Below are 25,828 nucleotides of genomic sequence, written 5' to 3' on the forward strand. Positions count from 1 at the left end.
CCCTCGCCATGGGTGGGATTGCATGAAAGCAGTAATTCGTGCAATCACAGGTGTTGGATGTCTTCACGAGTCCAGCAGAGGGGGAGTTCCATGCAAATGCGTTCCTGGCTGCGGGGCAGCCTTGTTTTGTTGTGTCTCAGCTGTGGTCCCACGTCGTCGGAAGACGCTCCGGAGCCCGCGCAGGCCCAGGCCCGGACGCGGGCCGAGCAACTGGTCGCGGAGCGCGGCTTCGACCTCCGGGATGTCGCACTGATACCGGATGCGAAGGGGGGGCGGCAGACGCTCCACTTCCGGGGCGTGCCGGTCTGGGGCCTGGAAGCGAAGTCAGCGCTGGGCCAGACCTTCTTCTCCAACGCCCGGTTCCAGCCCACGGGTGCGGTGGAGACGGAGGCCCGGCTCACGGAAGCCCAGGCCCGGGACGCCGCGCTCGCGGCCCTGAAGGACGCCACCGCGAAGGTGGAGTCCGCGCGGCTCGTGCTCCTGCCCACGGAGGTGCGCCAGCTCCGGAAGGACGTGGCCGCCCCGCGCTTCGCCGGTCCCCGGAACGCCGAGGACTTCGAGCGGGTGGTGACGGGCCTCCGGCTCATCTACCTGCTCAAGCTCGGCGCGGACGGGGACGTGTCGAGGCGCTGGAGCGCGCAGGTGGATGCACGCAGCGGAGAGGTGCTGCGCCTGGATCCGCTCGAACACATGGGCGTGCAGGGGACGTTCAAGAAGGCCCGGGGCACGGGTTACTTCGCGGGAGCGGTCAACATGTCCGTGTTCTCCGAAACCTTTGGCGGGGCCACCCGGCTGCGGGACGTGTACAACAATGACTATTACGCCTTTGTCCCGCAGGGGCGGGGCGGCACCTGGCAGCTCTATTACACCCCGGACCTGATCCTGGGTGACGGGCTCCGCTACAGCGGAGGAGGCACGCTCGGAACCAACGGGGAGACCGCGGCGGTGGACGCCTACCACGCCGTGGGCCTGGCGTGGTCCGTCTACGAGACGTTCCTGGGGCGCGCGGGCCCGACGGGGGACGGCACACCCTTCGACGTCCAGGTGCACGCCAACGCAGAGAACGCCTTCTATCTCCCCGGACTGCGCAATCCGACGCTCCGGTTCGGCTACCGCTCCCTCAGCGAAAACGCCAAGACCTCGCTCACGACCACAGACATCGTGGCCCACGAGATGGCCCATGACTTCTTCGGCCGTGAGCTGGCGGGCGACCCCTCGAATGTCCCAACGGAGCATTCGGAGCGGGCCGGGCTGAACGAGGGCACGGGGGACATCTTCGGCTTCGTCACCGAGCTGCTGCGCGACGCGAAGCGGGTGTCGTCCACGTCGACGAACATCGATGGGGTGGCGGTGAAGCCCTCGAACCTCACCCTGGGCGAGGAGACGGGCACCACGTCCCGCAGCCTCCTGGCGCCCCAGTATCCGGAGTGGTTCGACTCCATCGGTCAGGCGGACGAGCACTACTCCGGGGGCCCCCTGAGCCGGATGTTCCTGCTGCTGGCCTATGGTTGCAGCGCGCAGACCACGAGCCCGTGGCACTGCTGGCTGGTGCCCGAGGGGTTCAGCGGCCTGGGCCCCGCGGAAGCGCTGCGCATCTGGGGGCTGGCGGTGCAGTTGATGCCGTTGGATTCGGACTACCTGCAGGCCCGCCAGGCGGCGCTCGCGGCGGCGACCGCGCGGGACGGCGTGCTGAACGGCAACCGGATGAAGACCGTGGCGCGCGCGTTCGCGGCCGTCAACGTCGGCTACGCGCCGGACTCGGTGCCGCCGCAGACGACGCTGAGCTGCCGGCAGGTGAACCAGGACATCGAATGCACTGGCACCATCACCGACGCCGAGATCCCGGACCAGTACAGCACCGCGCCGCGGCTGGTGGTGGACGGCGGCGCGCAGATCAAGACGCTGTCCGGCTGGCAGTTCGAGCAGCTCCTCCCGGGCGCCGCGCTGGCCCATGGCAATCACACCATCCGGCTGGAGGCCTGGGACTTCTGGGGCAACCTGGCCACGAGGACTGTGACGGTCGCGATGGACAAGCAGGCGCCCACCTTCTCCGTCCTCCGCTCCGGTTCACCGAAGCAGCCCCGCTACTCCGTCACCCCGAGCGACGCCTCCGGAATCCTCACCGTGGACTTCGGCGTCGACGGCCAGCTCCTGTACGGCATCTTCGTGCCCCCCTACGAGCAGGAGTTCGACACCTCCACCTGGACGGATGGCAATCATGACGTGTTCATCCGGGTCTACGACACGTACATGAACGCCACCGTCCAGCACTTCGCCCTGAAGGCGGACAACACGCCGCCCGTCTTGACGATGACGGTGGGTGCGGGGACCGAGTCGCCGTTCACGGTGAATGTCTCGGTGACGGACAGCTCCGCGGTGGCGCGGGTGGACTTCAAGGTGGACGGCTTTGTCTTCGCCACGCGCACGAACGAGGCCACGACGTACCAGGCCAGCTACACGCCCCTGGATCCGCTGGCGCACAACCTCACCGTGGAGGTGACGGATGCCTTCGGCAACAAGGCGACCACGTCCAGGGCGGCCCCGCTCGACACCACGCCCCCGGCGGTGACCTTCGCCAAGACGCAGCCGGGCTCGCTGGTGCGGCTGACCGTCGGCGCGACGGATGGCTGTGGCGTCGAGTATCCGTATGCGCTGTATGTGGACGGGACGCTGGTGGCGCAGCCCACGACCCCGTCCTACGTGCTGGAGTTCGGGGAGTCGATGGCCGCGGGGACTCACACGTTCCAGGCCGTCGTGCGCGACCTGTGCGGCAACACGGCGAACTTCCAGACAGCGTTCATCAAGGACCTCACCCCGCCGGTCATCACGGGCATCACCCGGGACGACACCCTGCCGAAGAAGCCGAAGTTCACCGTGCAGTGCACGGACACGGAGGGCGTGCACCACGTGGAGCTGCGCGAGGGGGGCGTCGTCATCCAGACGGACACCACCGCGCCCTATGAGTTCGTGGTCGACACCACGGGCCGCGCGGACGGTGACTACTCGCTGCTGTTCCAATGCACGGACATCAACGGCGTCTCCAGCTCGCCGGAGACCCGTACGGTGACGGCGGACAACACGGGGCCCACCATCAACCTCACGCTCTACGGCTCGGGCCGCTCCTACCTCATCTCCGCGGAGCCCGCGAGCGACCCTCGCGGCATCCAGTCCATCACCCTCGCGCAGGTCCTGGTACCCGCCTTCTCCGTCACGCTCACCCAGGCGCCCTGGTCCGCGTGGTGGAACATCCCGGGCACCGGCTCCATCCAGTCGGACTTGCCGTTCGTCGCCACCGCCAAGGACAAATGGGGAAACACGTCCAGCAAGTCACTGTATTGCTCGGTAAGCACCTCCTCCACCGTGGCGCAATACCGGACCTGCCACCCGTAAGCTGACGGTGCAGCCCAGCCCTACAGCCGGAACTGCACCCGGACGCCAGGCTGAACCCAGAAGTGAAAGGACCTGTCGTCGCTGGGGATGTCCCCCTCCACATCCAGGATGTCCCCAGCCCGCGCGGCGAACTTCGAGTACTGCCCCAACGTCGCCGTGACGTAGGGGCCCACCGCGAGGAAGTTCGTGAGTTGGAAGTCCACGCCGAAGTGGGCGTGCCCCAGTTCTAGCCCCTTGTACTCCGACGAGGGACGCGAATCCTCCGTCTCCATGAAGGCGTCGTGCACGGCGACAAGCTCATACCCCAGCCCCACGCCCACCCAGGGGGCCACGAACTTCTCCGGCGCGAAGTGGTAATCCACGTCGAAGCCGAACCGCAGGACCCGGGCCGAGGTCGCGTTGTCCACGACGCCCGCGAGCCCTTCCGCGAAGCCGTACTGGAAATAAGCACCCAGGGAGAGCCGCTGGCTCAGGAAGTAGGCGACGTCCACCTGGAAGGCCACGGAGTTGCCCACCTGGTTTGACAGCTCGACGTCATTGAAGGCCTTCCCCAGGGGAATGCCATACGCCGCCCGCGCGCCCACCGCGAAACCGGCCCCGGGAGACGGATCCTGCGCCGCCGCCGGTACACCCCACAGCAGGAGGGATAACAACAACGAAGCCAGAAGAGGATGAGCGGTCATGTCAGGGTTCGGCGGACGTGGGTGGATGCGGCAGTGACTGACAATGCAATGCCATGATTGCATGACTCGAAGCCGCGTGGGAGGCGCGGCTGACAAAGCATGCACTGACGGGTGACCCGTTCGCCGCACGGGGGTGCCCGTTCACCGCGTGCCGGGCACCACCGGCTGAACACTCCCCCAGCGTGGCGTCAGCACAGGCAGGGTGCCCTCGTTCACCTCTTGCCCTGGAATCGCTCCATGCCGCGCAAGCTGCTCGTGTCGTCGTTCCTGTTCGTCGCGCTCACGTGGGCCCCCGCCCTGGCCGCGGACACGCTGCCCAGGGGCCGCCACAAGCAGGTGGATGCCCTCTTCTCGCAGTGGAGCAGCAAGACCCAGCCCGGCTGCGCCGTGGGCATCTCACGCGACGGCGTGCTGGACTACGCGCGAGGCTACGGCATGGCGGACCTGGAGCACGACGCGCCGGTCACGCCGCGTTCGGTCTTCTCCATCGCCTCCATCTCCAAGCAGTTCACTGCCTTCTCGATTGGGATGCTGGCGCAGGAGGGCAAGCTCTCGATGGACGACGACATCCGCAAGTACGTGCCGGAGCTGCCCGCGTATGGAAAGACCATCACGCTCGCGCACCTGATGCATCACACCAACGGACTGCGTGAGCAGGGACAGTTGCTGAGCCTGGCGGGCTGGCGCGGTGATGACGTGTCCACCGAAGCAGACGTCCTCTGGGCGCTGAGCCGGCAACGCGGCGTGAACTTCGAACCGGGCACGGAGGTCCTGTATGGCAATGCCGCCTACACGTTGCTCGCGCTCGTGGTGCGGCGCGTCTCCGGTCAGCCGCTGCGAGCGTTCGCCGACGAGCGCATCTTCAAGCCTCTCGGCATGACCGACACCCGCTTCCGCGAGGACCACACCGAGCTCTTTTCCCGGCGAGCCTGGGGCTACACCTCCCGCGATGGCGGTGGCTGGCGCCTCAGCGACTCCCATGCCGACCATTACGGCGCGGGCAACCTGTACTCCACGATTGGCGACCTGCTGAAGTGGCAGCAGAACCTGCTCGACGCACGCGTCGGTGGGCAGGCGCTGGTCGCGTTGGTGCGGACCTCCGGCAGGTTGAACGACGGCACCGAGACGGGCTACGGCGGCGGACTCCGGTTGGCGGGGTATCGCGGCCTGGACATGGTGAGTCACGACGGCATGGACGGCGGCTACCGCACGGAGTCCCTCCTCTTTCCAGCGCAGCGGGTCGCCATCGTCACGCTCTGCAACAGCGGAAACATCGACGCGGGGGAGCTCGCACGGAAGGTCGCCGACGTGTACCTGGGCGCGCACATGAAGGACGAAGTGCCGCCCGCGGTGAAGGTGGCGGAGACGGAGCTGTCGGCACTGGCCGGCGACTACTGGAGCCCCCTGACGGATGAAGTGGTGCGCCTGGAGTTCAAGGACGGAGCGCTGCGCCAGGTGGGCGTGCCCAAGGCCTTCGTGCCCATGGGCGATGGCGCGTTCCGTCCAGGCGAGTCGACGCATGTCTGGCGTTTCTCGGGCCCGCGCGAGCTGAGCATCCGGGACTTCTGGCCGACGACAAGACCCTTCATCCGCGTGACCGCGCCGAAGCCCACAGCCACGGCGTTGGCGACGTTCGCGGGGCAGTACCGCAGTGAGGAGGTCGACATGACCTACACGGTGCGCGTCGTGGACGGGAAGCTGGCCCTCCGCTGGCCCCGCCGGGACGAGGTGGTGCTGGATGCGATCGGCGATGACCACTTCGTCGGCTCGCTCGGCACGGTCACGTTCACGCGGGCGGCCTCCGGAGGAATCAACGGGTTGACCATCAGCAACCGCCGCCTGCGCAGGTTCCGCGCGGAGCGGCTCGAGAGAGCGGAGGCGGTGAGAGCGGCTTCGACGGCAGGCAATTGAACCTGGGGGCGTGTTGATAGCCGCTCAACATCAGCCGACGAGTGCCAGAGAGTTCACTTGAGGCCTTTCATGGATTCCGTGAAAGAGGCGGAATGCCAAGGAGCGCCTCAATGAATGTTCGTCACCTACTGGCCGGAGTCCTGGTCACCGTCACTGCTTGTGGAGAAAAGCCGGAGAACGACCCCGAACTCCAGACACAGACCGCCGCGGTGGTCGCCGGCTCGCGGCTCGTCAGCACGCAGTCCGGCCGCTGCCTCGACGTGGCGCAGAACAGCCAGACCGCTGGGCAGGAGCTCCACATCTATGACTGCCACAGCCAGGACAACCAGCGGTTCCTCTTCACGCCGGAAGGCGAGCTGCGCGCGTTCGGTGGCTCGTGGTGCGTCCAGCCGGAGACCTCCAGCTCCGGGGCCCGGGCCGTCATCGCCGCCTGCAATGGAACGGCGAACCAGCGGTGGGTCCGCAACACCGCCGGCGCGGTGATCCACACGGCGACCTCGCTGTGCCTGGACGTGTCCGGTCAGGCCACCGCCAACAGCTCGAAGGTCATCGTCTGGACCTGCAACGCGCAGACGAACCAGCAGTGGTCGCTGCCGGCCGACACCCAGGCGCCCACCGTGCCCACCGGGCTCGCGCTGTCCAACGTGACGTGCAACTCGGCCACGCTGTCCTGGTCGCCGTCCACGGACAACCAGGGTGTCGCCTTCTACGACGTCTACCATGACGGCCAGCTGATGAAGTCCGTCTCCGGCGCCACGGTGTCCACCGGGCTGACCGTGGTCCCCGGCGTGACCTGGGGCCTGTATGTGAATGCGCGGGACGCGGTGGGCAATGTCTCCCAGGGCAGCGCCACGCTCTCCATCACCCCGCCGCAATGCCAGGCGGACACCCAGGCTCCCAGCATCCCGACCGGCGTCACCGCCGCCGCGTCCGGCACCAGCGTGACGGTGAACTGGACCGCGTCCACCGACAACGTGGGCGTGCGCGCGTATGACGTGTTCCGGGGAGGCGTGCAGATTGGCTCGGTGGCCGGCTCTCCGCCGGGGACGACCTTCGTCGACAGCGGCCTGTCCGCGAACACGGCCTACACCTACGCCGTGCTCGCCCGCGACGCCCAGGCCAATGCGTCCGCCCAGAGCGCGTCCGTGACGGTCACCACCGGCCAGGCCTGCGCGAACGCCGTCTGCTCCGTCATCCAGGTCGCCACCGACACGGACATCCCGTGGGGCCTGGTGAACCTGCCGGACGGCACGGTGCTCTACGGCCGCCGCGACGCGCAGAACATCGTTCGCCTGGACCCGGCGACGGGACAGAAGACGTCCGTGGGCACCGTCCCCAACGTGCAGAGCACCGACGGCGAGGGCGGCCTGATGGGGCTGGCGCTTTCCCCCAACTTCTCCACCGACCGCTGGCTGTACGTGATGCACACCTCCCCCACCGACAACCGCATCGTGCGGCTGCGGTATGAGAACGGCGCCCTCAACACCGCGTCGCTCCAGGTGCTGCTCCAGGGCATTGGCCGCAACAAGTTCCACAACGGAGGGCGGCTGCGCTTTGGCCCGGACGGGAAGCTCTACGCGTCCACGGGGGATGCCCAGAACGGCGCCTACGCGCAGGACCTCAACAACCTGGCCGGCAAGGTGCTGCGCCTCAACGCGGACGGCACCGTCCCGTCCGACAACCCCTTCGGCAACTATGTGTGGAGCTACGGCCACCGCAACCCGCAGGGACTGGCGTTCGACTCGCAGGGCCGGCTGTGGGAGCAGGAGTTCGGCAACTCCGTGATGGACGAGACCAACCTCATCCAGAAGGGCGGCAACTACGGCTGGCCCAACTGCGAGGGCACGGTGTCCCAGGGCGGTTCGGGCTGCGCGACGGCCGGGTACATCGCGCCGAAGCAGACCTACCCCACGGCGGACGGTTCGTGCTCCGGCATCGCGGTGGTGCGCGACGTCCTCTACGTGGCCTGCGCCCGCGGCACGCGCCTCTACCGCGAGGTCATCAGCGGCACCAACCTGACCAACGTGCAGCAGTTCTTCGTCGGCACCTACGGCCGGCTGCGCACCGTGGAGCCGACTCCGGACGGCAACCTCTGGATGACCACCACCAACCAGGGTGACAAGGACAGCATCCCCGACAACAGCAACGAGCGGATCTTCCGCGTCGTGCTGGGTCAGTAGCGAGCAGGGCACCGCCGCGCCGTGACGAGGGCACAGCTCGTCACGGCGCTCAGTACCGCTCGGGGATGAAGTTCCGCCCCTTGAGCGAAGCGCCGTCGTCGTACTCGCCCTGCTTGGAGCGCGGGGGCAGCTTCACCTTGGCGCGCTTCACCTTCTCGTACGGAATCTTCTCCAGCAGAAAGCGGATGCAGTTGAGCCGCGCCTTCTTCTTGTTGTCGGACCGCAGGATGTGCCAGGGCGCGAAGGGCGTGTCCGTCGCGGCCAGCATCTGGTCCCTCGCCTTGGAGTAGTCGTACCAGCGCTTCCAGGACTTGATGTCCATGGGGCTGAGCTTCCACTGCCGCAGGGGGTCGTCGATCCGCGCCGCGAACCGCCGCGCCTGTTCCTCCTTGCCGACCTCCAGCCAGATCTTCAGCAGGAGGATTCCGCTGTCGACCATGTACTGCTCGAAGACAGGGCAGCCCATCAGGAAGCGCTCGTGCTCTTCAGGCGTGCAGAAGCCCATCACGGGCTCGACGCCGGCCCGGTTGTACCAGCTGCGGTCGAAGATCACGATCTCGCCCCCGGCCGGGAAATGCGGCACGTACCGCTGCAGGTACATCTGGGTCTTCTCCCGGCTCGAAGGCGCCGGGAGCGCCACCACGCGAAACACCCGGGGACTCACCCGTTCGGTGATGGCGCGAATCGTTCCGCCCTTCCCCGCCGCATCCCTGCCTTCGAACACCACGATGACCCGCATCTGCGTTTGCTGGACCCATTCCTGAAGCTGGCATAGCTGGGATTGGAGCTTGCGGAGCTCCTTGGTATAGGCCTTGCGCTTCAGGGGCTCTTTTGGGGTGTCCTGTGCCATGGACATAGGGTTGTGCGGCCCCCGGGCACGCGCAATGTCAGACGTGCGCACGGTACGGCGGATGACAGCCACGCCGCCCCCGGGTCCGTGTCTGGCATGAACCGGTAGACATCGAGGACTGCCCCCTGGGGCATTCGCCCGGCTCGTACTTCCGCGCGCATCCCCCCGTGCGGATTCTGCCCACCCATCGAGGTGTCGCGAATGCGGGGGACGGCCAGCGCCATGCAGGGGATGAAGCCGGGACTCGCACCCTTCGTCGGCACCGTGCCGCTGCTCGGCGTCCTCGCCGCGCTCTCCGGATGCGCGGTCGGCCCCGACTTCAAGAAGCCCGAGGCCGCGGTCGCGAAGGAGTGGCGCACCCAGGGCGACCCGCGCCTGTCGACACAGGCCGCGGTCGACACCCAATGGTGGAAGTCGTTTGGCGATCCCTCGCTGGACCGGCTCGTCGAGCTCGCCGCCAGGCAGAACCTGCCGCTGCAGATTTCGGGGCTGCGAATCGTCGAGGCGCGCGCCCAGCTGGCCATCCTCACCGGCCGGCAGTATCCGCAGGTCCAGGCCCTCTCCGCCAGCGGCGCCGCGGTGGGGCGCAGTGAGAACTCCGCCGCGGCCAACCCCATCAACTTGCAGAACCTGGGCTCCATCGACCGTCACTTCCTGGAGTACCAGCTGGGCTTCGACGCGCTGTGGGAGGTGGACTTCTGGGGCAAGTACCGGCGGGGCGTGGAGGCGGGGGCCGCGGGCCTGCTCGGGTCGGTGGCGGACTACCAGTCCTCGCTCGTCTCGCTCACCGCGGAGGTCGCGCGCACCTATGTCCTGGTCCGCACGTACGAGGTGCTCATCGAACAGGCGCGGGAGAACGTGCGGATCCAGGAGGAGGGTTACCGGATCGCCGAGTCGCGCTTCAGCAACGGCGTCACCTCGGAGCTGGATGTGACGCAGGCCTCAACCCTGCTGGAGAGCACCCGGGCCACCATCCCCCAGCTGGAAGCCGGACTGGAGCAGGCTCGCAACGCCATGAGCACGCTCCTGGGCCAGCCCACGGGCGAGGTGGAGGCGCTGCTCGCGGGCCCCAAGCAGATTCCGGTGGCGCCCGCGACAGTGGCCCTCGGCATGCCGGCTGAAATCCTGCGGCGACGCCCGGATGTCCGCAGCGCTGAGTTGTATGCCGCCGCGCAGTGCGCCCGGATCGGCATCGCCGAGGCGGAGCTCTACCCGAGCTTCTCCCTCTTCGGGTCAGTCGGGCTCCAGGCGAGCACCAGCGCCGCGGCCTCCGGCAATCTCTTCTCCCTGGGCAGCCTCTTCTATTCCGTGGGCCCCCGGATCGTCTTTCCCTTCCTGAACTACGGCCGCCTGAAGAACGGGGTGCGGGTCGAGGACGCGCGGTTCCAGCAATTGCTCGTCAACTACCGCCACACGGTGCTCAAGGCGGCCCAGGAGGTGGCGGACGCCCTGACGGGGTTCATCCACGCCCAGCAGGCCATGACCTTCCAGCAGGCCGCGGTGAAGTCCGCGCAGCGGTCGGTGGAGCTCGCGTTGGTGCAGTACCGCGAAGGCGCCGTGGATTATCAGCGCGTGCTGGACGCGCAACGGTCGCTCCTGGAACAGCAGAACAACCTGGCCCAGACGAGCTCCTCCATCGCCACGAACCTGGTCGCCCTCTACAAGGCGCTGGGCGGAGGCTGGGAGGTCCGCCGCGACCAGCCCATCGTGCCAGAGCCGATGCAGGCGGAGATGGAGCAGCGGACCCACTGGGGCGACATGCTGTCCAAGCCGCGGACGCAAGAAACCAAGACGGTCTCGCAACCCGTCAAGCCATAGAGAGTCCGCCATGCCCTGGAAGCCGAAAGGGAAATACAAGTGGGTCATTGGGCTGGTCGCCCTCGCGATCATCGCGTTCATCGGCTTCAAGTATTGGAAGGGGAAGAAATCCGCGCTGCCGGAGGGCATCGTCTCGGGCAACGGTCGCATCGAGTCGAAGCTGGCGGATGTCTCCGCGAAGGAGCCCCTGCGGGTGCGGGAGGTCCTCGTCAACGAAGGTGACCTCGTCAAGCCGGGTCAGGTGCTGGTGCGCCTGGACACCACCACGCTGGAGTCCAGCCTGGCGGAGGCCAACGCGAACGTCGCGGCCACGCAGGAGAAGCTGGCGGTGGCCGAGGCGGGCATCGTCAAGCAGAAGAGTGAGATTCAGCTCGCCACCATCGAGGCCGAGCGCTCCCGGAGGCTGGTGGCGCAAGGCGCCGGCTCGCAGCGGGACGTGGACGTCCGGGCGAGCCAGTTGGAGACCACCCGGGCCAGCCTGGCGGAAGCCGAGGCCACGCTGAAGACCTCGCGGGAGGAGATTGAAGTCGCGCGAGCCAACGCGGCGACGATTCAGACGCGCATCGCCGACGCGACGCTCAAGTCCCCGGTGACGGGCCGCGTCCTCTACCGCCTCGCCGAACCCGGCGAGGTGCTGTCGCCCGGCGGACCGGCTCTGACGCTCGTGAACCTGGAGGACGTCTTCATGGAGATCTTCCTGCCCGCGAGCGAGGCCGCCCGCGTGAAGATTGGCTCCGAGGCGCGCCTCACCGTCGACTTCGAGCCGGACCGTTCAATCCCTGGCTACGTGTCCTTCGTGTCACCCGAAGCGCAGTTCACGCCCAAGCAGGTGGAGACGAAGAGCGAGCGGGAGAAGCTGGTGTTCCGCTTGAAGCTCCAGGTCCCCCGGGAGCTGGCCAGCCGCTACGTCGAGCGCATCAAGACCGGCATTCGCGGCGTCGGCTACGTGAAGGTGGACCCTGAGGCCGCGTGGCCTTCCCGGCTGCAGAACGTCGTCACCGCGGAATCCGAACCCCACTAACCCGGCGACAAGGGAGGGCCTGGCCATGGTCTCATCCGCGTCTCCAGGGTCGCCAGCCGGCTCCAGCAGCCGGCTCGTGGTCTCCATCCAGGACGTGACCCACCGCTACGGCAAGGCCGTCGCGCTCGACGGCATCTCGCTCGACGTCCCCAGCGGCATCCGGGTGGGCATCGTGGGGCCTGACGGCGTGGGCAAGTCCACGCTGATGGCCCTGGTGGCGGGCGCCAAGAAGATGCAGCAGGGGCGCGTGATGGTTCTGGACGGGGACATCGCGGACGCCCGGCACCGGCGCGACGTGGGCCCGCGCATCGCGTACATGCCCCAGGGCCTGGGCAAGAACCTCTACCTGGAGCTCAGCGTCTACGACAACGTGGACTTCATGGCCCGGCTCTTCGGGCTGTCCCCCGAGGAGCGAAAGGTGCGCGTCCCGGAGCTGCTCGCGGCCACCGGGTTGGGAAAGTTCGCGGAGCGCCCCGCCGGCAAGCTCTCCGGCGGCATGAAGCAGAAGGTGGGGCTGTGCGGCGCGCTGGTGCACGACCCGGACCTGCTCATCCTCGATGAGCCCACCACCGGCGTGGATCCGCTCTCCCGTCGGCAGTTCTGGACCCTCATCGACGAGATTCGCGCCGGGCGCCCCGGCATGAGCGTCATCATCTCCACGGCGTACATGGACGAGGCGCAGCAGTGGGATTGGATCGTGGCCATGGACGCGGGCCGCGTGCTGGCGACGGGGACTCCCGCGGAGCTGATGGAGCGCACAGGCACCCAGGACCTGGAGAAGTGCTTCATCGCGCTGCTGCCCGAGGAGAAGCGCCGGGGCCACAAGGAGATCACCATCCCGCCACGTGCGCCGGGCAACGCGGAGCTGGCCATCGAGGCCCACGGGCTGACCCGCCGCTTCGGGACCTTCACCGCCGTCGACCACGTCACCCTGTCCATCGAGCGCGGTGAAATCTTCGGCTTCCTGGGCTCCAATGGCTGCGGCAAGTCCACGACCATGAAGATGCTGACCGGCCTGCTGCCTCCCACGGAGGGCACGGCGAAGCTCTTCGGCAGCTCCGTGGACGCAGGCAGCATGGAGGTGCGCAAGAACCTGGGCTACATGACGCAGTCGTTCTCGCTCTACGGCGAGCTGAGCGTTCAGCAGAACCTGGTCCTGCATGCCCGGCTCTACCACCTGCCTCCAGACAAGGCGAAGGCGCGCATCGAGGAGTTGGTCGAGCGGTTCGGGCTGGGCGCGCACCTGGAGGCGTTGGCCGGAGACCTGCCCATGGGCCTGCGTCAGCGGCTCTCGCTGGCCGTCGCCGTGCTGCACGGGCCGCAGATCCTCATCCTGGACGAGCCCACGTCGGGAGTGGACCCGGTCGCGCGGGACAGCTTCTGGGAGCTGTTGATCGACCTGTCTCGCAAGCAGGGCGTCACCATCTTCGTGACCACGCACTTCATGAACGAGGGGATGCGCTGCGACCGCATCTCCCTCATGAACGCGGGCAAGGTGCTGGCGGCGGACAGCCCCCAGAAGCTCATCGAGGCCCGGAACGCGGACAGCCTGGAGACCGCCTTCATCGGCTACATGGAAGACGCCATCGCGGAGAAGGCTCGCGCCGAGGGAAAGGACGAGACTCCCGCCCCCGCGCCCGAAGCCCCCCCACCCCCGCCCACGGCCGCGCCACGGGCGGACCGGGCCGGACTCCGGCTGCGTCTGGGCCGGATGCTCGCGTATGCCTCCAACGAGACCAGTCAGATTCTGCGCGACAAGGTCCGGCTGGCGTTCGCCTTCATCGGTTCCGCGGTGTTGATGCTCGTCTTCGGCTTCGGCATCACGACCGACGTCGAGAACATCCGCTATGCCGCGCTGGACATGGACCAGTCGCCGGAGAGTCGCGCGTATCTGGAACAGTTCAGCGCTGCGAAGCCCTACTTCGCCCCGACCCCGCCAGCCCCGTCCGCGGACGCGGCGCTCCGCCGGCTCCAGTCAGACGACGTCTCGGTGGTGCTGGAGATTCCGCCCCGCTTTGGTCTGAACCTCCGCCGGGGCTCCGGCCCCGAGGTGCTGGCGCAGGTGGACGGCGCCATGACCTTCCGTGGAGACACCGTGGAGCAGTACGTCCAGGGGGTCCACAACCGGATGCTCCGGGATCCCGCGAGCGGCTTCCACTCCGCCAGCGCGCAGAAGTCCACGGCCAACATCGAAGAGCGCTATCTCTACAACCCCACCTTCAAGAGCATCTACTCCATCGTGCCGAGCGTCCCGGCGCTGCTGTTGCTGCTCATCCCGGCCATCCTCATGACGGTCAGCATCGTGCGTGAGAAGGAGTTGGGGTCCATCATCAACTTCTATGTCACTCCCACGGGGCGGCTGGAGTACCTGCTTGGAAAGCAGCTGCCCTACGTGGTCATCGGCATGGCCAACTTCTTCATCCTGACCGCGCTGGCGCTGGTCGTCTTCGGCGTCCCCATGAAGGGCAGCTTCCTGATGTTGGTGGTCTGCGCGCTGTTCTACGTCATGGCGACGACAGGCATTGGGATGGTGACGTCCACCTTCACCGGCAGCCAGGTCGCGGCCGTCTTCGTCACGGCCATCCTGACCATCGTGCCGACCATCCAGTTCTCCGGCCTGTTGCAGCCGGTCTCCACGCTCCAGGGTGGGGCCAAGGTCGTCGGCTCCATCTGGCCGGCCACCTATTACATGCACGCCAGCCTGGGCGCCTTCACCAAGGGACTGGGCGCGGGCCTCATCATGAGGGACGTCGCCTTCCTGGCCGTGTGCGTCCCCCTCCTTCTGGCCATCAGCGTCCTCGGCCTGAGAAAGCAGGAGAAGTAGCAGTGAACTCGCTGCTGAACATCCTGTGGCTCGGGCTCAAGGAAATCCGCAGCCTGCTCAGCGACGCGGTGCTGGTCGTGTTCGTCGTCTATGCGTTCACCCTGGCCATCTACGTCCAGGCCACGGGGACCTCCAGCGAGGTGAACAACGCCTCGATTGCGTTCGTCGACGAGGACGGGTCCGCGTTGTCCAAGGAACTGCTCAACGCGTTCTATCCGCCCCGCTTCAAGTCGCCGGAGGTCATCACCGAGGATGCCATCCAGCCGGACATGGACCGGGGCCGGTTCATGTTCGTCGTGGTGATTCCGCCGCGCTTCGAGCACGACCTGCGCGCGGGGCGCAATCCGGACGTCCAGCTGAACATCGACGCGACCGCCATGCAGCAGGCGGGCATCGGCTCCGGCTACATCAAGAACATCCTCAACGACCGCATCTCGTCCTTCCTCAAGCGCACGGAGCAGACGGGACCGAAGCCCGTCAACCTCATCGTCCGCAAGCTCTTCAACCCCAACGGGGTGTCGTCCTGGTTCAAGAGCGTAGTGGCCATCATCAATCAAATCACCCTGCTGACGGTCGTCCTCACGGGCGCGGCGGTCATCCGCGAACGCGAGCACGGAACGCTGGAGCACCTGCTGGTGATGCCGCTGACCTCGTTCGAGATCGCCATGGCGAAGGTCTGGGCCAACGGCCTGGTGATTCTCGTCGCGACCGGGGCTTCGCTGTTCCTGGTCGTGCACCTGGTGCTGAAGGTGCCGTTCGCCGGCTCGGTGGTGCTGTGGTTCGTCGGCGTCGTGCTCTACCTGTTCTTCGCCACGGCGCTCGGCATCTTCCTGGGGACCATCTCCCGCTCGATGGCGCAGTTCGCGCTGCTCATCATCCTGGTGGTCCTGGTGTTGATGCTGCTTTCCGGCGGGAGCACGCCCGTGGAGAGCCAGCCGAAGTGGCTGCAATACGTCACGTACCTCCTGCCTGCCCGGCACTTCGTCAGCTTCTCGCAGGTCATCATCTACCGCGGCGGAGGGCTGTGGGCCGTCTGGCGCCAGTTCCTGATGGTGAGCGCGGTGGGCGTGGGCTTCTTCGTCTACAGCCTGGCGCTGTTCCGCAAGTCCATCGCGGTGAGCAAGTAGGGCCATCGGAGAGATGGAAGACGGGCCCGGGGAGGCCCTATCCTCCGGGCGATGAGACTGCTCCCCCGACTCCACCTCTTCGAGTTCCTCGACCAGTCGTGGCTGCCCGCGCCGCTGCGCCGTGGCGAGGTCGACTACCTGCACGTCGTGCTCGACAAGACGCGCCCCTACGACTCCGTGGCCCCGCAGCTGGCGGATCTGCTGCGCATGTCCGGCACGAACCGCATCATCGACCTGTGCTCGGGAACGGGAGGACCCTGGCGCACCCTGCTCCCAGCGCTGCGCCGTGTGCACGGTGAGGCGGAGGTGGTACTCACCGACCTCCACCCCACCCCGGTGCCGGAGCTGCCCGAGGGCGCGCAGTACCGCGACACCCCGGTCGACGTCATGCACATCCCGGAGGAGCTCACCGGGTTGCGCACCCTGTTCGAGGGATTGCACCACTTCCGCCCGAAGCAGGCGAAAGCCCTCCTCGCGGACGCCGCCACGCGCGGCGTTCCCATCGCGGCCTTCGAACTCACGCAGCGCTCGCTGCTGTACGTCCTCTTCCAAATCCTGCTCATCATCCCCCTGGTATGGGGCTTCACCCTGCTCATCCGTCCCAGGCGCTGGTGGCGGCTGGTCCTCACCTACCTGGTGCCCATCATCCCCCTGCTCATCCTCTGGGATGGCGTGGTGTCGTCGCTGCGGACCTACACGCCGGAAGACCTCGAGGAGCTGACGGAGGGGCTCGATAACGACGGGTACAAGTGGCACCACGGCGTTCACAAGGCGAACGGAATGACCATCACCTACCTCATCGGACTGCCTCGCCGCCGTCCGTGAGTCAGGCAACGCGTGACCAGGATGCCAGCGCTTCCGTGCCATCCTGCGTTCGCAGGTCAGACGGGCGTCCTTCCGCGCAGTACTGCTGCATGGGCCACTGCCCCACCGAGACCCGGCCCTATTGCGCGCCCAGCCCCAGCGCCTGCCTGTGGGGCGTCTACCGGTCTCCTTGATTCCGGACGTGGTAGGACTTGAGGGACCGTGTCAGGCCGGCGCGCCACGTCTCGTGTGAGCGGCGCCGGCCTGGATGGCCGCCCTGGCCATGCCTCGCCACCTGTCCCTTCATCCATGAGCCCATTGATGCGTCCCGTTCGTTTCGCCGTGGTCCTCGCGCTTGCTCTCCTTGGCGCCTGCAAGGAAGAAGCGCCGCTGCCTGCCCCTTCTCCTGATGACGAGAAGCCCGCGGAGCAGGTCCCTCCGGTATCGAGCGCGGCCCCCTTCCAGCCCTGTGGCGCCATCGGGGCCGGAGCCCTCGCGGCGTCCGCGCTTTCGCCGGATGGCTCGGTGCTGGCGGTGGCCACGCTGTCGGGGCAACTGGTGCTCTACCAGACCGCGGATGGGAGCCGGCTCCAGACGCTCTGGGAGCTGCCGGGCCAGCAGGTCCGCGTGGTGTTCTCGGAGGACGGAAGCCTGTTGGTGGCGGCTAATCAGACCCAGACGCGCATCTGGCGCTATCCGGACCTGACGCCGGTCCGGACCTTCGACCTTCCTCATTCCCACCGGACGACGGCCCTGGCGCTTTCACCGGATGGCGCGTTCCTCGCCACGGGAGGCTTCGACACGGCGGGGAGCGAAACCGCCAGCGTCCGCATCTGGAGCGTCGAGGATGGGAGCCTCCGGGGCTCCTTGCAGCGGAGCTACGAGCAGATCGTCCAATCCCTGGCCTTCTCACCCGATGGTGCGTCGCTGGCCGTCGCCACGCACCATTTCGTCTTCGTCGTCAGCGCCGCGGATGCCTCGGGACACAAGGCCTTTCCCGAGCTCTCCGGCGGGCAGCTTGGCTGGTCGAAGGACGGCTCGCTCCTGGCCTCCGGTGGCAAGGTGGCGCGGCTCGATACCGGGGCCCTGGTCAAGGACCTGGAACTGTCGACCACCCGCGATGCGAGCGCCTTCTCCCCGGATGGGCTCCTCTACGCCGACGCGCTGGGCCCGGAAGTGACGGTCTACCGGGTGGCGGACTGGTCGAAGGTCCGCACCTTCACCGAGCCGAACGCGTCCTATGTCAGCCGCCTCTCCTTCAGCCAGGACAGCACCCAGCTTGTCGTCGACCTGGGCGTAAGCGCCTTCTGGTGCAACGGCGTGGGCCAGCTGTGCGGCCCCTGGGGCAACGAGGTCCGCATCCATCCGGTCCTGGACCTGGCCACGGCGCGGACGGTCTCCCTGGGGCCGGTGATGCGCGACCAGGTGGTCTTCTCTCCGGACGGCTCGCTCCTGGCGGGCACCGGGAATGGAGTGATGGGCATCTGGCGGACCCGGGATCTGCACCAGGTGGCGACCTCCAACATCTCATCCCCCGGATACCTTCAGTTCAGCTCCGACCAGAGCCGACTCCGCGCGAACAACGTCATCTACGACACAGCCACGGGCAAGGGGCTCCAGGCGTTCCAGGGCCAAGCCCTCTCACCGGACTTCAAGATCTCCGCTGGCCGTGAGGATGACCGCATCCGCCTGCGCAATGTCATCACGAACGAACCGGTCAAGACCTTCGAGGTGGACGCGTATGTGATTGGCTTCTCGCCAGACGGCCGGTTCCTCGCGATCACCAACTATGACAGCCGCAACCGCATCCAGCTGCTCGACGTCGCCGACGGGACGGTGCGCCATGCCTTTGAACTGGACTTCAATCAGGGCGGCTCGCGGCTGGACTACTCCCCTGACGGACGGTGGGTGACCCTCACGGCCCCATACGACGGCTTCGCCTCGACGGAGGTCCGTGGCCTCGGAACAGCGTTTAGCAGGTCGCTCCCGGCGAGCTTCGCCGCGGTGTTCTCGCCGGACAGCACCGTGCTCGCCACCGGAGGCGTTGAACCCGAGGTGCGAATCCTGACGACGACGGACTTCAGGCTTCGTGAGCGATTGGTGGGGCACGGGACGTATCTCGGGGGGGAGCAGTGGCCCCGGGCCATCGTCGGCGCCGCCTTCGCACGAACGGGCCAGCTCGCGACCCTGGGCGCGGACCGCACGGTCCGGTTCTGGTGCTCGAACTGACACCCCAGAAAACAAGCAGGAACACTCCCACCTCCTTGGGGTGCCCATTGGAATGCAAAACCTCGCTCCCTACCCTCCGCACTTCGTGGACCGGGAGGCGTGGACATGCATGCGAGGAATTGGGGTGCCCTGCTGTGGTTCAGTCTGGCAGGGGTGGGCTGTGGGGGACTGCCGGAGGCGGTGGAGGACGGCGCCCGCGAGGTGACCGCCCAGGCGTGTCCCCCTGGAGTGGCGGCCCGGGTGGCGGCCATCACGCCCCCGGGCTCCTCGGGCTTCATGGGGGAGCTCACGAACGTCCAGGGCACGCTCTTCTTCGTCACCTCGGGCTTCGACACCGGTTCGGTCCTGTGGCGCAGCGACGGCACGGAGGCAGGAACCGTCCAGGTGAAGGTGTTTCCGGGGCCGCCCGGCGTCTATCAGCCCCAGAACCTGGTCGCGGTGGGCAACACGCTCTTCTTCCAGGCCCGCACGGACGCCACCGGCATGGAGCTGTGGATCAGCAACGGGACGACAGGTGGGACCCGGCTGGTCAAGGACATCACGCCTGGCGCGGAAGGCTCCGTGATGACCAACGCCACGGAGCTCAATGGCCGCCTGGTGTTCTTCCGCTGGGTGCCTGTGCCGGGAGACGGGGCCCGGCCGGAGCTGTGGCGGTCCGACGGGACGGCGGCCGGCACGCTGCGGGTGAATGACTTCGGCGGACTCACGAATCTGGGCAACTACACGTTGAAGGCCGGCAACGCGTTGCTCTTCATCTTCTCCGAGGACACGGGCACCACGCTGTGGCGCACCGACGGCACGCACGCCGGGACCACCTCCGTGAAGCGGCTGGACGCGGGGAACACCTACCTTTCGGGGGTGAGCAGCCCGGGTGAGCCGCCGTTGTTCATCCTGGAGGACGGCCCCAACTCCGAGGTGTGGAAGACGAATGGCACCGCCGCGGGGACCGTTCGCCTGGAAGCCTTCGGCAGGCGGGTGAGCCTGCTCGGGACTCTGGGGGCGTATGTCTATCTGACGTCCGTGGACAACCCGGTGACGAAGCGGCTTCGCATCGACCGGCTCTCCCTGAGCGGCGGCGGCAAGACGGGGATCACCACCCTGCCCAACCCCTACGCATCCGACGAGTACGCGTATCCCGCCGTGCGGTCGTCCGTGGTCTCCGGCAACGACATCTACTTCTTCGTGAGCATCGGAAGCGATGCCCCCGTGTCCAGGGACGTATCGCTGTGGGCGACGAATGGAACGGCCGCGGGGACCCGCCAGCTCTTCGACAATCCCAATGTGGAGTACGGGTACCGCTACCCGCTGTTCGCCACCGGCAAGGGTCAGGTCCTGTTCGGCGGCGCGCCGGACCCCATCGGGCCCGTCTTCCCCTACTTCACCCGGGGCTCCGTGGCGACGCAGGGCAGGCTGGCGGACATCCACTTTCCGGGCTCGTTCACCCGCGTGGGCCATCGCATCTTCTTCACCGCCCTTGATGACGCCGAGGAGGGCCAGCTGTGGGCCGTGCCGGCCACCTTCAGCTGCCCGCCAGGGCTGACCGGCGCAGGGGAGTAGGCAGGGACGGCGCCGGGGCGCTGAGCCGCCCCGGCGTTGAGGTACACTCCGGCGCTCACGCGCTGGAATGCCCTCCGACCTGCTCGAAATCTCCGACCTCATCGTCGACTACGACGTCGCGACGCTCCAGCCCCGGCCGGTGTCGCGCGAAGCCGTCGTGGCGCGGCTGATGGCCAACGGGCAGCGGTCCGCCGCGCGGTTCGTGCAGCGGCTTCCCGCGTCCAACGACACGCTCGACTTCGAGGCCTGCAGCCTGGCCCTCCTGCGCTCCCACATCGAGCTGCAGCGGCTGAGCGAGGAGTTCCTTCAGGCGGACCGCATCCGCTGCGTACTGCTGCCCCTGTTGCAGGCGCTGCGCGACTCCGGCGTGAAGCCTCCGCTGCGCATCGTCGATGTCGGCTGCGGGCTTGGCTACGCCGTCCGCTCGCTCGCGGCGCATGGGCGGCTGGGACGCGACGTTGAAATCATCGGCTGTGACATGAATGTGACGCTGATTGAGAACGCCCGGCGGCTCGCGGAAGAGGAATCCCTCTCATGCGAGCTCCGGGTCGCGAACGCGTTCCAGTTGGAGCAGCCCGGCCACATCTACATCTCCACGGGCGTCCTGCATCACTTTCGCGGCAACGACCTGAGCGCGTTCTTCGCCGGCCAGCGGCAGGGGCACGCCTTCGTGCACTACGACATCCAGCACTCGGTGCTCTCGCCCTGGGGCTCGTGGATGTTCCACCAGGCCCGCATGCGGGAGCCGCTCGCGCGCCACGATGGCGTGGTCTCCGCGCGGCGCGCCCATCCCACGCAGACCCTGCTGTCGGCGGCCAGGGCGGCCACGGGGTTCACCTGCGCGTCCCTGGACGGGGCCCGGAACCTCCTCGGCGCCATGCTCCGGCCCATGAGCGCCACGGTGGGAACGCGCGCGGAGCTGTGGGAACCGCTCCAGCGCCACCTGGGCCCGCTGCGCGCACGGCTGGGACCTACTTCATGAACGCTGGCCTTCCGGTGCTGCTCGCGCTGCTCGCCGTCACCGACGCCTCGTTCTGCGGCTTCCGGGTGGCCGCGGGCCGCGATGCCCGCATCTTCAAGGCCGACTACTACCGGGCCGCCATCCGCCGGGGGATGGGGCGGGGACTCTTCACGACCGCGCTGGTGGGTGCTGGCATCGCCGGGGCCTGCCTGTTCTCACCGGGTCTGTTCCCCCAGCTGCTCGTCTGCGCGCAGGCGATCCTCTGGGTGCTCCTGCCGTACGCCACCCTGACGCTGATGGGCATGGGCGTCTGGGCCGCCGCGGAGGCCGACGTGCGGACGCTCGCGAGCGTGGTGGTCCTGGGGCCGTTCACGCTGATCCGCCCCTGGGTCATCGCCACGGCGGCCGTCGCCGGCGCGTGGAAGGCGCCGGGCTTAACCGCCGCGCTCGTCACGGTCGCGGCGTGCGGCGTCCAGCTCGCACTCGAACCCTGGCTGAACGCAGGCATGCGGCCCCGGCTTCCTGTCGGTGGGTCCGGTGAGACCGTGAAACACAAAGCCACACGTGCTTCCTGACACTTCCGGGGGCCTACCCTGCCCTGCCTTGCCCGCTCCTCCGTCCCTTTCTAGGATTCAGGGCTCCGCTGATCTCCCCCTCATCACCTGGAGTCCTCACCATGCGGTACACGCGCAAGAACATCTCCGAGCTGCTCGACACCGTGCAGGGCAACCCCGACGTGACGGGCTTCTGGACGTCCACGGTCGGCGGCTACACGTACAACATCACCCCGTCGGCGGGCGGCTACATCTACCAGGACATCTACAACCCGAATCACCGGATGTGCGAGGACGGTGGCCAGGTCGTCATCGAGGACCGGTCCCAGGTGGGCTGCTACTAGCGCCCCGCTTCGCCGTCTCCCCACGCCACTCCCGGAGCACTCCCATGCGTTACACGTGCAAGAACGTCAGTGACCTGTTGAACGCGGTGCAGGGCAGCCCGGATGTCCAGGGCTTCGGCACCTCCACCTTCGCCGGCTCCACCTGGAACCTGGTCCCTTCCTTTGGCGGCGGCGCTGTCTGGCAGAACTACTGGACCTACCAGTGGACCTGCGAGGACGGCGGCTCCGTCACCGCCGAGGACCGCTCCACGTTCGGCTGCGGGTAGTCCGCCCGCGCCTCCCCTTCCGCCGTTCCACCCACCACACGGAGGTCCCCGATGCGATTCACGCGCAAGGATGTCTCGGAGCTGCTGGAGCAGGTCAACGGAGGCCCGGACGTCCAGGGCTTCGCCACATCGAACTTCTCCAGCACCACGTACACGCTCGTCGCCTCGGGACCGGGAACGGTCTGGCAGGACCTCTACAACTCGGCCCACCGGCTGTGTTCCGAGGACGGCGCGACGTCTCCCTCCGAGGACTGCGGCGGCGGCGCCTAGCCTCGCGGTCCGCTGTGCCTTCCCCGCTTCCCCCCGTCTCGCGGTCCCCTCATGAACACGCGCCTTACCCTGATCCTCAACACCCACATGCCGCAGGTGTTGGGCGAGGGGTCCCTCTTCGATGAGCCGGAGAACTGGCTCTTCGAAGCGCTGACGGAGACGTACATCCCGCTGTTCCGGATGTTGGAGCGCTGGGACTCCCAGCGCTTCGCCGGCACGCTGGTGATGTCCTTCACCCCGTGCCTCTTCGAGCAGCTCGTCGCCTGCGAGGAGCGCTACACCGGCTACCTCCAGCTGCTGAAGCGCATCGCCACGCGCGAGCTGGAGCGCACGTCGCGGTTGGAGCTCTACAACCGCTACGAGAAGTTCCCCCAATCCCTGTCGGACGAATCGCTCGCACGGGTCCACCGCACCGCGGGCATGTACCTGCGCCGCGTGGAGGACAGCCTCGCGTTCCTGCGCCAGCACAGCCTGCGGGACGTGTTCGCCTCGCTGGGGCGCTCGCGGGCGTCCAACGTGCAGCTGTGGACCTCCACGCCGCAGCACAACTTCCTGCCCTTCTTCCAGCCCGCCGTCGCGGACCGGCTGGTGGCGCGAGGCGTGGAGTCCTTCCAGGACCTCTTCGGCCGCGAGCCGGACGGCCTCTGGCTGCCCGAGTGCGCCTTCCAGCCGGGCCTGGAGCGCGTGCTCACGCGCCATGGCATCCGCCGCACCGCGCTCAGCCTGACAGGCATTGGCGCGTCCCAGGCCCAGGACCCCAGCGGCGTGTTCCGCCACGAGGACCTGGAGGTGATGGTCCACGACTACCGCATCGGGCTGTACCTGTGGAAGTCGCCCGAGTCCACGTTCCCCGCGCACCCGGTGTACCGCGAGTTCTTCCGGGACGTGGGCTTCGACGTGCGGCCTGAATACTTCGAGGAGATGGGCGTGCCCGTGCCCGCGAACAAGCGGGGGCACGTGTGGACGGGCCTCAAGTACCAGGCGGTGACGGGACAGAAGGTCGACCTGGGCCAGAAGGCCCTCTACGACGTGGACGCGGCCCGCACCCAGGTGAAGCAGCACGTGCGCGAGTTCTGGGAGCTGTTGGACTCGCGCCGCTCGCTCGTCCAGGACGGGCAGACGTTCGTGCTCGCGTTCGACACGGAGCTGTTCGGCCACTGGTGGCACGAAGGCATCGAGTGGCTGGAGGGCGTCATGCAGCCCGCCGCGCCCGTCGAAATCCAGGCCGCCACGCCACCGCCCGCGCCGCCGTCGCTGCCCCGGCTCTACTATTCGACGTGGGGGCGCGACTTCTACAGCGAGCACTGGCTGACGCCGGGCAACGCGTGGATGTACGCGCTCATCAAGCTGGTGGAGGCGCAGCTGCCGGAGCCGGTGGACGCGGAGACGCGCGAGACGTGGCGCCGCTTCGAGGTCTTCAGCGGCAGCGACCTGCTCTTCATGATTCCGGATCCGACGCAGCGGGACCGGGCGAGGGCGCTGTTCCTCGCGCGTTACGCGGACGTCGTGTCGCGGCTGAAGGACTTCTCCTCCGAGCTGCTCACGTCCTTCCCGGTGGACCCCTTCAAGTGCGTGCTCATCCAGGTGAGCAAGGCCGACGGGCAGGAGCCGCCGCCGTTCCTGCTGCGCCGGCTGTCGCTGGAGGGCGTGAACACCGGGGCGCGCCGGGAGCTGACGCTGGACGCGGAGGTGCTGGAGGTCGCGGGCCTGCGCGTCGCGTTCCAGTACTTCCTGTTGCACCCGCAGGGCCGCTACGCGCTGCGCGTGGAGGGCTCCGAGCGCGAGCACGTCTTCCAGATGCCGGACTACGGCGTGCCGCTGCTCATCGCGCCAGACACCCGCACCTATCCCAAGTACGACCCGGAGGTGCTGTACCAGAAGCTGGGTGAAATCTGGGAGGGCGACCAGCGGCTGCCGCTCAAGATGAACCCCACGCTGCGCAGCCGTCACATGTACACGCGCGCGCAGGTGATGGAGGTCCTCGCGGGCAAGCGGACCGCCGTCTTCAAGTACAACAAGGAAGGCTACGCGCTGCTGCGCTTCCGCGACCGGAGCCCGGCCCCGGCGTGCGTCGTCTTCGACGACACGGTGACGCTCAGCGACGCGGGCACGTACATCCAGGCGGGTGAGCTGTCCGTGCCCGTGGTGAACGACCCGGCGGCCATCGCGAGCCATGACTTCGACGCGGTGGTCTTCACCTGCTCGCTCAACTTCGAGACGGAGGTCCCGCACGTCCGCGCGCTGCTGGAGGTGGCCACGCGCAGGCGGCTGCCGGTGGTGTCGCTGTACGACGACATCCTCTATTACGACCTCTTCGACGGGCTGGAGCCGGACCCCCACCTCTTCTTCCGCGTGGCGGTGCCGGAGCAGGACGCGCTCGCGAAGCCGGGCCCGGAGGACTACGGGCCGCGCAATTTGCTGGGCGTCTTCGGCACGGACACGGTGCAGGGCAAGTTCACCACGCAGGTCTACCTGCGTGAGGCGCTGGCGAAGCACGTGCGCGTGCGCCACCACGCCACGGAGCCCACGGGCATCCTGCTGGGCTCCGACACGGGCTACTCGCGCGTGCTGCGTGTGGAGCCCCCGCAGCGGCTGGCGTTCGAGCGGCGGATCATGCAGGAGCTCGCGAACGACTGCGACGTGGTCATCACCGGTGGGCAGAACGGCCTGCTCTACGTGCCGCAGGGCATGGACAAACGGGCCAACGCCTCCACGCTCATCTACGAGACGTTCCTGCCGCGCCTGGTGGTGCTGACCGTGGCGGTGGATACGAAGCCGGAAGACGTCATCGCTACGCGCGAATATCTGGAGCTGCTGGCCCGCGAGCACAACGTGCCTTGCACGGTGGTGGGCCTGGCGATGATGGGCGGGCGAAAGCTTTTGGGCAGCCGCTGGACGGAGACGTGGTTCCTGGGCGTCCGGGACGAGGTGCTGGAGGAGGCGCGGCGGAAGATGGAGCAGCACACCGGCCTGCGCGTCCACGCCATTCCGGAGGAAGTGGACGCGCTGGCGCGGAGCGTGCTCACGCACCTGTGATGG

At 67.9% G+C, this 25,828-nt stretch carries 18 protein-coding genes; 16 read left to right on the forward strand and 2 right to left on the reverse strand.

Translation table 11 applies throughout. From position 1 onward, the window contains the following. Nucleotides 1-90 precede the first annotated feature (90 nt). Nucleotides 91-3,390 (forward strand): Ig-like domain-containing protein, encoded by a 3,300-nt coding sequence (locus tag GTZ93_RS34140; RefSeq protein WP_161663225.1) that lies wholly within the window; start codon nucleotides 91-93, stop codon nucleotides 3,388-3,390. A 20-nt stretch (nucleotides 3,391-3,410) separates the two neighbouring features. Here GTZ93_RS34140 and GTZ93_RS34145 read toward each other — a convergent pair whose 3' ends face one another. Further along, a complete protein-coding gene (locus GTZ93_RS34145) occupies nucleotides 3,411-4,073 on the reverse strand; it encodes a hypothetical protein (protein ID WP_161663226.1) in 663 nt (220 codons plus the stop codon). Between the two features lie 237 nt (nucleotides 4,074-4,310). On the opposite strand from GTZ93_RS34145, the gene GTZ93_RS34150 reads away from it, so the two are divergent. Both GTZ93_RS34150 and GTZ93_RS34155 read left to right on the forward strand, forming a co-directional pair. Further along, nucleotides 4,311-5,984, forward strand: a complete 1,674-nt coding sequence (locus GTZ93_RS34150; protein WP_139919637.1) for a serine hydrolase domain-containing protein — start codon at nucleotides 4,311-4,313, stop codon at nucleotides 5,982-5,984. Nucleotides 5,985-6,094: 110 nt separating this feature from the next. Beyond that, nucleotides 6,095-8,164 carry a PQQ-dependent sugar dehydrogenase gene (locus GTZ93_RS34155; protein WP_139919638.1) on the forward strand — a complete coding sequence of 690 codons (2,070 nt, stop codon included), beginning with the start codon at nucleotides 6,095-6,097 and terminating at the stop codon, nucleotides 8,162-8,164. 49 nt (nucleotides 8,165-8,213) lie between these two features. Here the strand turns inward: GTZ93_RS34155 and ppk2 are convergent, their stop codons facing one another. After that, nucleotides 8,214-9,014, reverse strand: coding sequence for a polyphosphate kinase 2 (ppk2, locus tag GTZ93_RS34160; protein WP_139919639.1), 801 nt, complete (start codon nucleotides 9,012-9,014; stop codon nucleotides 8,214-8,216). Nucleotides 9,015-9,215: 201 nt separating this feature from the next. Here ppk2 and GTZ93_RS34165 point away from each other — a divergent pair, with 201 nt between their 5' ends. From GTZ93_RS34165 to GTZ93_RS34225, 13 genes are all read left to right on the forward strand, one after another. Further along, a complete protein-coding gene (locus GTZ93_RS34165) occupies nucleotides 9,216-10,832 on the forward strand; it encodes an efflux transporter outer membrane subunit (protein ID WP_139919640.1) in 1,617 nt (538 codons plus the stop codon). Nucleotides 10,833-10,842: 10 nt separating this feature from the next. Next, nucleotides 10,843-11,853 (forward strand): HlyD family secretion protein, encoded by a 1,011-nt coding sequence (locus GTZ93_RS34170; protein WP_139919641.1) that lies wholly within the window; start codon nucleotides 10,843-10,845, stop codon nucleotides 11,851-11,853. A gap of 25 nt (nucleotides 11,854-11,878) precedes the next feature. After that, entirely contained in the window at nucleotides 11,879-14,677 is a 2,799-nt protein-coding gene (gene rbbA, locus GTZ93_RS34175) for a ribosome-associated ATPase/putative transporter RbbA (protein WP_161663227.1), read from the forward strand. 2 nt (nucleotides 14,678-14,679) lie between these two features. Next, nucleotides 14,680-15,804, forward strand: a complete 1,125-nt coding sequence (locus GTZ93_RS34180) for an ABC transporter permease (RefSeq protein WP_139916027.1) — start codon at nucleotides 14,680-14,682, stop codon at nucleotides 15,802-15,804. A gap of 51 nt (nucleotides 15,805-15,855) precedes the next feature. Continuing rightward, on the forward strand, nucleotides 15,856-16,629 hold the full coding sequence (locus GTZ93_RS34185) for a hypothetical protein (protein ID WP_139916028.1): 774 nt from the start codon (nucleotides 15,856-15,858) through the stop codon (nucleotides 16,627-16,629). Between the two features lie 300 nt (nucleotides 16,630-16,929). Beyond that, complete coding sequence (locus GTZ93_RS34190) at nucleotides 16,930-18,837, forward strand: WD40 repeat domain-containing protein (protein WP_161663228.1); 1,908 nt, start codon at nucleotides 16,930-16,932, stop codon at nucleotides 18,835-18,837. A 105-nt stretch (nucleotides 18,838-18,942) separates the two neighbouring features. Then, complete coding sequence (locus GTZ93_RS34195; protein ID WP_139916030.1) at nucleotides 18,943-20,394, forward strand: hypothetical protein; 1,452 nt, start codon at nucleotides 18,943-18,945, stop codon at nucleotides 20,392-20,394. A 67-nt stretch (nucleotides 20,395-20,461) separates the two neighbouring features. Then, the gene (locus tag GTZ93_RS34200) at nucleotides 20,462-21,376 is read left to right on the forward strand and encodes a class I SAM-dependent methyltransferase (protein ID WP_139916031.1); all 915 of its coding nucleotides are present in this window, start codon (nucleotides 20,462-20,464) and stop codon (nucleotides 21,374-21,376) included. Next, on the forward strand, nucleotides 21,373-21,930 hold the full coding sequence (locus GTZ93_RS34205; protein ID WP_139916032.1) for a hypothetical protein: 558 nt from the start codon (nucleotides 21,373-21,375) through the stop codon (nucleotides 21,928-21,930). Before GTZ93_RS34200 ends, GTZ93_RS34205 begins: the two co-directional genes overlap by 4 nt. 101 nt (nucleotides 21,931-22,031) lie before the next feature. Next, entirely contained in the window at nucleotides 22,032-22,253 is a 222-nt protein-coding gene (locus GTZ93_RS34210) for a hypothetical protein (protein ID WP_120566677.1), read from the forward strand. 44 nt (nucleotides 22,254-22,297) lie between these two features. Beyond that, nucleotides 22,298-22,519 (forward strand): hypothetical protein, encoded by a 222-nt coding sequence (locus GTZ93_RS34215; protein ID WP_139916033.1) that lies wholly within the window; start codon nucleotides 22,298-22,300, stop codon nucleotides 22,517-22,519. 51 nt (nucleotides 22,520-22,570) lie between these two features. Then, on the forward strand, nucleotides 22,571-22,789 hold the full coding sequence (locus GTZ93_RS34220) for a hypothetical protein (protein ID WP_014394285.1): 219 nt from the start codon (nucleotides 22,571-22,573) through the stop codon (nucleotides 22,787-22,789). Between the two features lie 51 nt (nucleotides 22,790-22,840). Beyond that, nucleotides 22,841-25,825 (forward strand): DUF1611 domain-containing protein, encoded by a 2,985-nt coding sequence (locus tag GTZ93_RS34225; protein WP_139916034.1) that lies wholly within the window; start codon nucleotides 22,841-22,843, stop codon nucleotides 25,823-25,825. The last annotated feature ends 3 nt before the right edge of the window (nucleotides 25,826-25,828 follow it).

This window comes from Corallococcus exiguus (assembly GCF_009909105.1).
Classification (GTDB): Bacteria; Myxococcota; Myxococcia; order Myxococcales; family Myxococcaceae; genus Corallococcus; species Corallococcus exiguus.

What these genes read in the sequence shown, in the direction of transcription:
- GTZ93_RS34210 (WP_120566677.1), top strand. Translation starts at nt 22,032, where the DNA reads ATGCGGTACACGCGCAAGAACATCTCCGAGCTGCTCGACACCGTGCAG.
- GTZ93_RS34195 (WP_139916030.1), top strand. Translation starts at nt 18,943, where the DNA reads ATGCATGCGAGGAATTGGGGTGCCCTGCTGTGGTTCAGTCTGGCAGGG.
- GTZ93_RS34145 (WP_161663226.1), bottom strand. Translation starts at nt 4,073, where the DNA reads ATGACCGCTCATCCTCTTCTGGCTTCGTTGTTGTTATCCCTCCTGCTG.
- GTZ93_RS34140 (WP_161663225.1), top strand. Translation starts at nt 91, where the DNA reads ATGCAAATGCGTTCCTGGCTGCGGGGCAGCCTTGTTTTGTTGTGTCTC.
- GTZ93_RS34185 (WP_139916028.1), top strand. Translation starts at nt 15,856, where the DNA reads ATGAGACTGCTCCCCCGACTCCACCTCTTCGAGTTCCTCGACCAGTCG.
- GTZ93_RS34225 (WP_139916034.1), top strand. Translation starts at nt 22,841, where the DNA reads ATGAACACGCGCCTTACCCTGATCCTCAACACCCACATGCCGCAGGTG.
- GTZ93_RS34200 (WP_139916031.1), top strand. Translation starts at nt 20,462, where the DNA reads ATGCCCTCCGACCTGCTCGAAATCTCCGACCTCATCGTCGACTACGAC.
- GTZ93_RS34190 (WP_161663228.1), top strand. Translation starts at nt 16,930, where the DNA reads ATGCGTCCCGTTCGTTTCGCCGTGGTCCTCGCGCTTGCTCTCCTTGGC.
- GTZ93_RS34150 (WP_139919637.1), top strand. Translation starts at nt 4,311, where the DNA reads ATGCCGCGCAAGCTGCTCGTGTCGTCGTTCCTGTTCGTCGCGCTCACG.
- rbbA (WP_161663227.1), top strand. Translation starts at nt 11,879, where the DNA reads ATGGTCTCATCCGCGTCTCCAGGGTCGCCAGCCGGCTCCAGCAGCCGG.
- GTZ93_RS34155 (WP_139919638.1), top strand. Translation starts at nt 6,095, where the DNA reads ATGAATGTTCGTCACCTACTGGCCGGAGTCCTGGTCACCGTCACTGCT.
- GTZ93_RS34170 (WP_139919641.1), top strand. Translation starts at nt 10,843, where the DNA reads ATGCCCTGGAAGCCGAAAGGGAAATACAAGTGGGTCATTGGGCTGGTC.
- ppk2 (WP_139919639.1), bottom strand. Translation starts at nt 9,014, where the DNA reads ATGGCACAGGACACCCCAAAAGAGCCCCTGAAGCGCAAGGCCTATACC.
- GTZ93_RS34165 (WP_139919640.1), top strand. Translation starts at nt 9,216, where the DNA reads ATGCGGGGGACGGCCAGCGCCATGCAGGGGATGAAGCCGGGACTCGCA.
- GTZ93_RS34215 (WP_139916033.1), top strand. Translation starts at nt 22,298, where the DNA reads ATGCGTTACACGTGCAAGAACGTCAGTGACCTGTTGAACGCGGTGCAG.
- GTZ93_RS34205 (WP_139916032.1), top strand. Translation starts at nt 21,373, where the DNA reads ATGAACGCTGGCCTTCCGGTGCTGCTCGCGCTGCTCGCCGTCACCGAC.
- GTZ93_RS34220 (WP_014394285.1), top strand. Translation starts at nt 22,571, where the DNA reads ATGCGATTCACGCGCAAGGATGTCTCGGAGCTGCTGGAGCAGGTCAAC.